The 7,775-nt window shown below is 72.5% G+C and carries 7 protein-coding genes; 5 read left to right on the top strand and 2 right to left on the bottom strand.

Features of this window, described 5'->3' with window-relative positions:
* Positions 1–195 precede the first annotated feature (195 nt).
* Positions 196–1,026 (bottom strand): IclR family transcriptional regulator, encoded by an 831-nt coding sequence (locus ACWD1Z_RS16915; protein ID WP_451119376.1) that lies wholly within the window; start codon positions 1,024–1,026, stop codon positions 196–198.
* A 378-nt stretch (positions 1,027–1,404) separates the two neighbouring features.
* On the opposite strand from ACWD1Z_RS16915, the gene ACWD1Z_RS16910 reads away from it, so the two are divergent.
* Together ACWD1Z_RS16910 and ACWD1Z_RS16905 are read left to right on the top strand one after the other, a co-directional pair.
* A complete protein-coding gene (locus ACWD1Z_RS16910; RefSeq protein ID WP_451119374.1) occupies positions 1,405–1,728 on the top strand; it encodes a bifunctional 3-phenylpropionate/cinnamic acid dioxygenase ferredoxin subunit in 324 nt (107 codons plus the stop codon).
* 73 nt (positions 1,729–1,801) lie between these two features.
* Positions 1,802–2,986: an NAD(P)/FAD-dependent oxidoreductase gene (locus tag ACWD1Z_RS16905; protein ID WP_451119372.1), complete on the top strand. Its 1,185-nt coding sequence runs from the start codon at positions 1,802–1,804 to the stop codon at positions 2,984–2,986.
* 82 nt (positions 2,987–3,068) lie between these two features.
* On the opposite strand, the gene ACWD1Z_RS16900 is transcribed toward ACWD1Z_RS16905, so the two are convergent.
* Positions 3,069–3,665, bottom strand: a complete 597-nt coding sequence (locus ACWD1Z_RS16900; RefSeq protein WP_451119370.1) for a hypothetical protein — start codon at positions 3,663–3,665, stop codon at positions 3,069–3,071.
* A gap of 420 nt (positions 3,666–4,085) precedes the next feature.
* Here ACWD1Z_RS16900 and ACWD1Z_RS16895 point away from each other — a divergent pair, with 420 nt between their 5' ends.
* Genes ACWD1Z_RS16895 through ACWD1Z_RS16885 form a run of 3 tightly spaced genes read left to right on the top strand, consistent with a single transcriptional unit; the run spans position 4,086 to position 7,771 of the window.
* Entirely contained in the window at positions 4,086–6,932 is a 2,847-nt protein-coding gene (locus ACWD1Z_RS16895; RefSeq protein WP_451119368.1) for a nitrate- and nitrite sensing domain-containing protein, read from the top strand.
* Complete coding sequence (locus ACWD1Z_RS16890; RefSeq protein WP_451119367.1) at positions 6,929–7,366, top strand: roadblock/LC7 domain-containing protein; 438 nt, start codon at positions 6,929–6,931, stop codon at positions 7,364–7,366. Before ACWD1Z_RS16895 ends, ACWD1Z_RS16890 begins: the two co-directional genes overlap by 4 nt.
* 9 nt (positions 7,367–7,375) lie before the next feature.
* The gene (locus ACWD1Z_RS16885) at positions 7,376–7,771 is read left to right on the top strand and encodes a DUF742 domain-containing protein (protein ID WP_451119365.1); all 396 of its coding nucleotides are present in this window, start codon (positions 7,376–7,378) and stop codon (positions 7,769–7,771) included.
* Positions 7,772–7,775: the final 4 nt, after the last annotated feature.

The following is a 7,775-nucleotide window of genomic DNA, read 5'->3' as shown; positions in this document are numbered from 1 at the left end:
GGGCTGTCGGACGCGCGACGGCGGGGGCTGTCGGACGCGCGACGGCGGGGGGCTGTCGGACGCGCGACGGCGGGGGCTGTCCGACACACGATTGCGGTGGCCGTCGGACACAGGGGCGGCGCGGGAGCAGGAGGAACCTGGTCTCGCGCCGTTACCGGCTCGTTCGGCTCGCTGCTGCTGCTCGGAGGCGGTCGGTCAGAAGCCGTATCCCATACGCCGGGACAGCTCGGCCCCGGCCGCCACCGTGCGCTTGGCCAGCTCGGGCAGCCGGTCGCTGTTCAGCCGGTAGACCGGGCCCGAGACACTGATCGCCGCGATCACCTTGCCGTCGTGCGAACGCACCGGTGCCGCCACGGCGGCCAGCCCCAGCTCCAGCTCCTCCAGGGTGATGCCGTAACCCTGCTCCACCACGGCCTCCAGCTCGCCGCGCAGCACCGACGCGCCGGTGATCGTGCGCTCCGTGAACCGGGGCAACGGGCGGGCCAGCAGCCCCTCGCGCAGGGTGGGCGACATGTGCGCGAGCATCACCTTTCCGCTGGAGGTGGCGTGCAGCGGGGTGCGCCGGCCCAGCCAGTTCTGCGCCGTCACCGACGCCGTGCCGCGGGCCTGCATGATGTTGACCGCCGCGTCGTCGTCCAGCACAGCGATGTTGACCGTCTCGCCCAGCTCGTCGGCGAGTTCCCGGCAGACCGGGACACCCTCCTGCGAGATGTCGAGGCGCACTGCCGCCGCCCCCGCGAGGCGCAGTACGCCGGCGCCCAGGTAGTACTTGCCGCGGTCCTTCGCCTGGGCCACCAGGCCGCGGTTCTCCAGGACGCCGAGCAGTCGGAAGGCCGTCGACTTGTGCACGTCCAGTTCGTCGGCGATCTCGGTGACGCCCGCCTCACCGTGCCGGGCCAGGATCTCCAGGACGCTCACGGCGCGGTCCACCGACTGCACCGCGCTCGCAGCGCCTCTTCCGCCCTGTTTCTCCGGGCCCGGCGTGCTGTCAGCCGGGTCGGACTGCTGCCTCTGCGTGCGGGTCATGGCTCAACTCTCACCACCTGGGGGCCCGGTTCGGGCCGCATCTGCGGGAAACCCTTGACGCGACGGTCGTCCCGCCCGGATTCTGTTGCGCATAGCGCTCGCTCGTGCGCCATGCGAAACATCATGTTACCCAAGCGTCCGGTCCCCGGAAGGGGCCGAACAGCACATACGGCCGCACCCCGGCTCCGGACCGATGTCGTCCCGGAACCCCGGGCGCGCCGCAGCACCGCAGTCGCAGCACCGCAGCACCCCGGCCCTGGAGCCCCGCTTCCGGGCTGTCTCTCCGCGGACCGACCGACGACGGTCCGCGCTCCTGACTCCCTGCCGCACCTGGACCACACCTGTCCGGACCAGCGCTCCGGACCGTGAGGGGGGCCCGTGATTCCCGTCTGCCGCCTCGAAGACCTCCCCGAGGGCGAGTCCGTCCGCATCGGGACGACACCACCCGTCGCCGTGTTCCGCACCGAGGACGGTGAGCTGTACGCCATCGACGACACCTGCACCCACCAGGACGCCTCCCTCTCCGAGGGCTGGCTGGAGGGCCGCCTGGTCGAATGTCCGCTGCACGCCGCCTCCTTCGACCTGCGCACCGGCGAACCGACCTGCCTTCCGGCCCGCCGAGCCGTCCGCACCCACCGGGTCACGGTCGACAACGGCGTCATCCACGTCCACCTGGCGTGGGAAGAAGGTACGGCCGCATGAACGCCGTGACCCGGCCGACTTCGGCCCTCTGCGCTGACTCGTGCGCGACCTTGGCCGAGAGGAGGCGCACCGCATGAGGACGGTGACCGTCGTCGGCGCCTCCCTCGCCGGGCTGTACGCGGCCCGGGAACTGCGCGCCCAGGGCTTCGACGGGCGACTGGTGATCGTCGGCGAGGAATCCCACCGCCCCTATGACCGACCTCCCCTCTCCAAGGACTTCCTCACCGGCCGGATAGACGAGGGCCGACTCGCCCTCATCGACGCCGAGGAGACCGCGGAACTCGACGCCGAGTGGCACCTCGGCACCCGTGCCCGCGGCCTCGACGCCCGCGGACGCGCCGTTCTGCTCGACAACGGCCGTACGGTGCCCACCGACGGCGTCGTCATCGCCACCGGCGCCTCGCCCCGCCGCCTCCCCGGGGCCGAACTCGCCGGCGTCCACACCCTGCGCACCCTCGACGACGCCCGAATCCTGCGCGAGGAACTCACCCGGGGCCCTCGACGCGTCGTTGTCATCGGCGGCGGTTTCATCGGCGCCGAGACCGCGTCCTCCTGCGCCGCCCTCGGCCATACGGTCACCGTGGTCGAAGCCGCACCGCTGCCGCTCGTGCCCCAGCTCGGTGCCGAGATGGCCGCCGTCTGTGCCGCCCTGCACCGCCGGGGCGGAGTCCAACTGGTCACCGCCACCGGCGTGGCCGGGCTGACGGGCACCGCCGCCGTCAGCGGCGTGGCACTCGCCGACGGCCGTGACCTCCCGGCCGACGTCGTGATCGTCGGCATCGGTGCCGCCCCCAACACGGCCTGGCTGGGCGGGTCCCCGCTCGCCCTTCAGGACGGTGTCCTGTGCGATGAAGGCTGTATGACGGCGCTGCCCCAGGTGGTCGCCGTCGGAGACGTCGCCCGCGTCGGCGGTCACCGCGCGGAGCACTGGACCTCCGCCACGGAACAGCCCCGGGTCGCCGTCGCCAACCTGCTCGCCGGGCACACCTCCCGGACGGTGAGGTCCGTGCCCTACTTCTGGTCCGACCAGTACGGCGCCCGCATCCAGTTCGCCGGCCGCCACCGGGACGGGGACACCGTCCGTATCACCGAGGGCGCCTTGTCCGACGGGGCACCGGCCGAGGGAGGCTTCCTCGCGGTGTACGAGAGGGACGGCCGTACGACCGCGGTCCTCGCCGTGGACAGACCGCGCCCCTTCATGCGGCTACGTCGTGAACTGGGGCGAGGGGAGAGGCGGATGGGGTCGGCGGTGTCCTGAAGCGGTGCTTCCGGGGACCGGTGCTCGGGCGCCCCCGCTTCGCCTCAGGGGCGAGGTACCGGTCGGGCCCCGCCGCTTCGCCTCAGGAGTGCGACAACTGACCCGCGCCGCCCCGCCCAGGTATCCGCTCCTGGCCTCGCCCGGCCGCCCTGGCCTGGCGCTGCGCCCTGCGCCGCTCCCGCCGCAACTGCCGCGCGGTGCTGGCCGGCGTCGACACCACGCCGTAGCGCTGGTTCCACACCTGACGGGTCACCCAGACGTCCAGCGCGGCCCAGGTGGCGACCACCGTGCTGGCCACGCTGCTGAGCACCATCGGGAACGCCAGCCACGAGCCCGCCAGGGTGCACAGGAAGGCCACCATCGCCTGCATCAGCGTCACGGCGATGATCAGCACCGCCCGCACCGCCGCCGTGCGCACCGGGTCGGGCAGCCGACGGCGCCGCGCCGGTTCCTCGACCCACAGCGGGGGATGCAGCGCCTCCGCCGGCGCTTCCTCGCGCTCCTCCCGCTCGTGCGAGGCGACCCGCACAGGCGTCACCGCCTTCTCCTCCGGGCCCGCCGGAACTCCCGCCCGGGCTGCCGGAATGTCGAGATTCGGCGCCTCAGGCCCCTCCCGCACCGTCAGGCGCGTCGCCGCACCGCTGTCCTCAGGCGCCTTGCGCCGCTGAGCCGTGCCCATCACCGTGTCACTCCCCACCGCCAGCAGACCGCTCGCTTCCGTGTCCGAAGACCCGGCTCCCCAACGGCTGCCCGGCTTGCGCTGTTTTACGCCGCCGGGAGGCGAGATGCGGCTCCTGTGGCCGATTCTGCCCCCGTTCCCCATGGAGAAGGACGAACGACCTCGCCCGAAGATTCCCAACGAGGGAAGAATTTCAGCCAATTGACGTTGCGGGCGAGCCGGGCCGGTCCCGGCGGCCGGTGGCGGGATCCGGGAGGCAATCTCCCCCAATGGCCGGACAACTCCCCATGTCTCGTCCCCGGTACGGAAGTTCAGCTTCCGGACGGCTCTTCGAGTTACGTGTGCGTCGGTAGTAGGCTCGCGCCGTTTGTTGACGCACATGTGTACCCCCGTCCGCTGGGGGTCGAGCTGGGGGAGGCCATGCGCTTTCGCGGGAAGTCCATCCGCCGGAAGATCGTGGCGTTGCTTCTCGTGCCGCTGGTGTCCCTCACCGCGATCTGGGGCTTCGCCACGGTACTGACGGGTCGCGAGGCACAGCAGCTGTTCAACGTGTCGTCCGTCGTGGAGAAGATCGGCTACCCCGTCGAGGACACGGTCCGTGTCCTCCAGCAGGAACGCCGGCAGACACTTGTCCACCTCGCCGACCCGCGCGCCTCCGACGGGCTCGCCGCCCTGAGGCGCAGCCGCAGCGCCACCGACGAAGCCGTCGCCGAGATCCGCAAGAACGCCAAGAACCCCGACGTGCGCGAGGCGATGGGTCAGGGCACGGACGAACGCCTCACCGCTGTCCTGGACGCCTTCGACGGCATCGCCTCCCTGCGCCGCAGCGTCGAGGACGGCACCGTCAACCGGGCCACCGCCCTCAACCTCTACAACGGCCTGGTCGACCCTTGTTACGTGCTCCTCGCCAACCTCCACGTCGTCGACAACGTGGAGATGGACAAGGAGTACCGCGCCCTGGTCAACCTGGCCCGCGCCCGTGAGCTGCTCTCCCGCGAGGACGCCCTCCTCGGCTCCGCGCTGATCGTCGGCAGGCTCTCGCGCGACGAGCTCCGCGCGGTCTCCGACTACGCCGCCCAGCGCACCCTGATCTACGACGTCAACCTCCCTCTGCTGCCCTCCTGGGAGCGGGACCGCTTCACCCGCTTCTGGAAGAACGCCGCCAGCGCCCCGCTGCGCGTCGCCGAGGAATCCGCCGTCTCGACCGGTGCCGGCACGCCCAGCGGTGTCACCGCGAAGAGCTGGGACTCCGCGGCCGGCAACGTCCTCGACGAGCTCGCCGAGCTCAACGACCAGGCGGCCGACCGCTACCAGGACCGGGTCCGGCCGGTCGCGATGGGCGTCATCGCCAAGGCGGCCATCGCCGGTGTGCTCGGTCTCGTCGCCCTGCTGGTCTCGCTGGTCCTGTCCGTCCGGATCGGCCGCACCCTCATCCGCGACCTGCGACAGCTGCGGCTGGAGGCCCACGAGGCGTCCGGCGTCCGGCTGCCCAGCGTGATGCGCCGCCTGTCGACGGGCGAGCAGGTCGACGTGGAGACCGAGGTCCCGCGCCTGGAGTACGACAAGAACGAGATCGGCGAGGTCGGCCAGGCCCTCAACACCCTGCAGCGCGCCGCCGTGGAGGCCGCCGTCAAACAGGCCGAACTGCGCGCCGGGGTCTCCGAGGTCTTCGTCAACCTCGCCCGCCGCAGCCAGGTACTCCTGCACAAGCAGCTCACCCTCCTCGACACCATGGAACGCCGGACCGAGGACACCGACGAACTCGCCGACCTGTTCCGCCTCGACCACCTGACCACCCGTATGCGCCGGCACGCCGAGGGCCTGGTGATCCTCTCCGGCGCCGCCCCCTCCCGGCAGTGGCGCAAGCCCGTCCAGCTCATGGACGTGGTGCGGGCCGCCGTCGCCGAGGTCGAGGACTACGAGCGCATCGAGGTCCGCCGGCTGCCCCGGGTGGCCGTCACCGGCCCGGCGGTCGCGGACCTCACCCATCTGGTGGCCGAACTCCTGGAGAACGCCACCGTGTTCTCCCCGCCGCACACCGCCGTCCATGTGCTCGGTGAACGCGTCGCCAACGGCTTCACCCTGGAGATACACGACCGCGGACTCGGCATGGCCGCCGACGCGCTCCTGGACGCCAACCTCCGGCTGGCCGAGACCCCCGAGTTCGAGCTCTCCGACACCGACCGGCTCGGTCTCTTCGTGGTCAGCCGGCTCGCCCAGCGGCAGAACGTCCGGGTCTCCCTCCAGCCGTCCCCGTACGGCGGCACCACCGCCGTCGTGTTCATCCCCGACGCCCTGCTGACGGACGACGTACCGGACACCAACGGTCTCGGCTTCCGGCTGGACCGGCCCGGCCCCTCCAAGGAGGCCGAGCTGGAGGAGGCCCGCCGGCTGGAGGAGAGCCGCCGAACCGCCCTCGCCCAGGTGCCCGTACAGCTGCCCGGCCTGCCCACGCAGCTCCTTGACGGGCCGGTGGAGCTGGAGGGGCCCGTCGATCTGGACGCCCTGGGCGACTTCCCGGACGGGCTGGACGAGGAGGACGGGGAGCGCGGCGGCCTTTTCCGCCCGCGCCGCTCCCACCTCGCCCGCGCGGAGGACACCACCGCCCGCCACGACCCGCCGGACTCCGCCGACCCGGACCATGCCGCCGCGGAGGACCACCTGGATGCCGCGGTTCCGCTGCCCCGGCGCCGGACGCCGAAGCTGGTCAGTTCGCACGGGCGCCCCGTCACCGACCAGCGCTCCCGACGCGACGAGACCGAGGAACACCCGGCGGGCGCCGGCCGCCACGAGCCGGCCACCCCGCCGCCGCTGCCGAGCCGGCGGCGCGGGGACGCGCCCCCGCGCCGCGGCCCCGGCACCTCCGACCCGGCCGGCGAGCGCACCGGCCCGGTCCCGGCCACGGGCCGGGACTCCTCGGGGGAGCCCTCCCCCCTTCCCCGGCGCACCCGGCGCGCGGAGATCGAGTCCAGCAACCCGGGCGCACCGGACCGGCACCCCGCCCCCATGCCGCAGCAGACCGGCTCCGGCACCGGACCGCTGCCCCGGCGGGTACGCCAGGCCAATCTCGCACCACAGCTCAAACGGGATCCCGCCCGACCGACCGAGGGCTCGACGGAGCCCACCGAGCGGGATGCCGACGAGGTACGCAACCGCATGGCCTCGCTCCAGCGCGGCTGGCAGCGCGGCCGCGAGGAGAACGCCGCGGGCGACGACGCCCCCAGCGGCACAGCACCACGAGGAACGACAAAGGGGGACGGTCGATGACCGCACCGAAGGCGACCGGCCATACCGCGACCACCGCGTCCGGCGAGCTCAACTGGCTCCTCGACGACCTGGTGGACCGCGTCGCCAGCATCCGCAAGGCCGTCGTGCTCTCCGGGGACGGCCTGGCGACGGGTGCGTCCAAGGACCTGACCCGGGAGGACAGCGAGCACCTGGCCGCCGTCGCCTCCGGCTTCCACAGCCTCGCCAAGGGCGTGGGCCGCCACTTCGAGGCGGGCAGCGTACGGCAGACGGTCGTCGAACTCGACGACGCCTTCCTGTTCGTGACGGCCGCCGGCGACGGCAGCTGCCTGGCCGTCCTCTCGGACGCCGACTCGGACGTCGGCCAGGTCGCGTACGAGATGACCCTCCTGGTCAAGCGGGTCGGGGTGCATCTGGGCACCGCTCCACGCACCGAGCTGCCCGCGGGCGGGTAGTGGGATGACATGAGTGCAGACGGTCAGGGAAGAAGCCACTGGTTCGACGACGAGGCCGGACCGGTGGTCCGTCCGTACGCCATGACGCGTGGCCGCACCACCAGTGCGGCCCAGCACCGCCTCGATCTCATCGCGGTGGTCGTCGCGGAGTCGCGCGCGGACGATCCGGAACCGGATTCGGCTCTCTCCCCGGAACACGTGGACATCGTCGATCTGTGCCGTGACGCCCCGCAGTCGGTCGCCGAACTCGCCGCCGAACTCGACCTTCCCATCGGCGTGGTACGCGTCCTCGTCGGGGATCTGGTGGACGGGGAACTCGTCCATGTGAACCGGCCCGTTCCCCCGGCGGAACTGGTCGACGAGAGTATTCTGCGCGACGTGATCAACGGCCTCCGGGCCCTGTGACCGG

The organism is Streptomyces sp. NPDC002784 (assembly GCF_053592135.1).
This window is presented reverse-complemented; position numbering and strand designations above follow the sequence as displayed.